Below are 530 nucleotides of genomic sequence, written 5' to 3'. Positions count from 1 at the left end.
TAGCAGCGTACCGCCAGATAGGTCTGTTCAGCGCTCATCACCGCCAACGGGCTGAATTGCTGGATATACGGGTCATAGGCGCCCTGCGGCGACACATAACTGCCCACGGTGGTATTGATGGCCAGGACCACGCCATCCACCGGGGCCTTGATCGCATATTGCGCAAGCGTGGCATTCGCCGCCTTGAGCGCTGCCTGTGCCTGGGCCGCGGTATTCTTTGCGGTGTCCAGCGTGTCCTTGCTGATGGACTTGGGATCAATCCCGTAGGACGCCAGGCGCTTGGTGTATTGGTCCTGAGCGGTTTTCAGACTGGCTTGCGCCAATTCGAAGTTTGCCCTGGGCACGGCGTCATCGATGGTCACCAGGGGCGTACCACGGGTGAMAGCCTGCCCTTCTTGCACCAGCACTTGAGTGATCGGCCCGGAAACCTGCGGGTAAATCACGATGTTGGAACCGCCGGGCTGCTCGCTTTCGATAATCCCGTTCGCATAAATCGCGGTGTCATAAGTGCTGCTCGCCGGGGCGAAGGC

At 60.1% G+C, this 530-nt stretch carries 1 protein-coding gene; it reads right to left on the bottom strand.

What is annotated here, in order from left to right; genetic code table 11:
• Window positions 1-530: efflux RND transporter periplasmic adaptor subunit (locus AC1DH9_RS30715; RefSeq protein WP_477809527.1), on the bottom strand; the 530-nt coding region annotated here is incomplete at both ends.

The sequence above is a fragment of the Pseudomonas sp. 05T35 genome, from assembly GCF_056396605.1.
The sequence above is the reverse complement of the archived record's forward strand: the minus strand, read 5'-3'. Positions and strand labels throughout refer to the sequence as shown.